The sequence below is a fragment of the Enterococcus sp. C76 genome (assembly GCF_040886985.1).
GTDB classification, from domain to species: domain Bacteria; phylum Bacillota; class Bacilli; order Lactobacillales; family Enterococcaceae; genus Enterococcus_B; species Enterococcus_B lactis.
In genome coordinates, this window is the sequence record NZ_JBFOEY010000029.1 from 1 (window position 1) to 1,434 (window position 1,434).

Here is a 1,434-nt window from a genome sequence, read left to right on the forward strand (position 1 = left end):
CCAAAAGATACATAAAAAGAGATAGTTTAATAGACAGCTGTTTTCAAGTTGTAGTCGTTGCTAACGACACCACCTCCTTTAATTCTTTCTCAAATATTTAAAATGTGAACAAAAAAATAAAGGTTAGCTTTTATCAAAACAAAACTAGCCTTTATTTCTTTTCTTTTTTCTCTATCTACGTTATACTATAAGTAAATAAGGAGCTATGCTCTAACATAGCCCCTAATGTGTAGTCCGTTCAAAGCGGATGGCATTTTTGATCAGGTTTAGAGCCCGTCTACTTCGCCAAAAGTTGAGACGGCTCTATTTTTTTGTTCTTTTTTGAACTTTAACCATGCCAAAACCGAATCACTAGCTTTCGCTATAGCAGTAATTACTACTGCTGCTGCTCCGATAATAGCAATGATTTGATCCAATGAGAACAAATCAGGCATTTCCTTTCTACAGAGTACGTCCGATAAGCTAATAAGCCCATAGGCACCACGCTCCTTCAATTGGATTTGCCAAACCGCCACAAACTTTCTACAGTAACATTATATCATAGAATAAAGAACTTTAGCTTGACTAAAAAAGCTAATTAGATTTTTTAAATATGTTGATTATTTTATGAATAGAAATATTCACTTTTCGGAATATATAGTGTTTTCAGTTATTTATATCTCGTGTTCCTTCCTCTTCTCTTTTGCATTTTTTTGTTGAGTTTCTTCTACTTCTTTTTCATACTTCTCGATCTTGTCCGTTAGCTTTTCTTCTCTATCAATCAAACGATAACCACTAAGATCAAATAATCCATTTCTATCTAGTTCTTGCAATATTTCCTGAACATCGATCAATCTATTTAATTTATTTTCATAATGCTTATAGCCCTCTATAAGTCGTTTCCTCTGTTTCTCTTAAGTTTCTGACCTCTCTATCTGTTGGTTTATCTGTCTAGTCTGTTTTTATTTTCTTCCTATTTTATAAAATGAACGTCTTCCTTCTATTATATAAATAGAAGGAATCACTGTAACTAACGTTTTGAATGTTTTCGCAGAAACAGACCACCTATGCCTAGAAAGAGAAATACACTCCCTAAGCCAACCCAAAGGTTGTTTTTCTGTTCACCCGTTTGTGGAAATATTTCACTGTCTCTTTCCCATTCATTTTCTTCTATAGGAGTGATCGTTGGTAGAGTTAGATCGGTTCCTTCCGAGCTAACCAATGGGAATTCTCCTGTATTCGTTGGTTCTAACGGCAACCAAGAAGATTCCCCAAAATCAGTTGTTCCCAGATCCACTGGCCAGTCTAAACTTGGGTTTTCTGGAGAATCCGTAGGATTCCCCGAAATGTTTCCATCTGTATCAGGAGCGATTGGGGCTTGTTTTTCCTCCACTGTGATCGTTGCTTGTTTACTTATGCTCCCATTCGTATACGTCACCACGTATTTCCCAGGAT

The 1,434-nt window shown here is 35.9% G+C and carries 3 protein-coding genes; all 3 read right to left on the reverse strand.

The features are described from left to right. Positions 1-266: 266 nt before the first annotated feature. Entirely contained in the window at positions 267-515 is a 249-nt protein-coding gene (locus AB3I00_RS14505; protein ID WP_368025598.1) for a hypothetical protein, read from the reverse strand. Between the two features lie 138 nt (positions 516-653). Continuing rightward, positions 654-833, reverse strand: a complete 180-nt coding sequence (locus AB3I00_RS14510; protein ID WP_368025599.1) for a hypothetical protein — start codon at positions 831-833, stop codon at positions 654-656. 176 nt (positions 834-1,009) lie between these two features. Then, a partial coding sequence (locus AB3I00_RS14515) for an LPXTG cell wall anchor domain-containing protein (RefSeq protein ID WP_368025600.1) occupies positions 1,010-1,434 on the reverse strand: 425 nt, incomplete at its 5' end.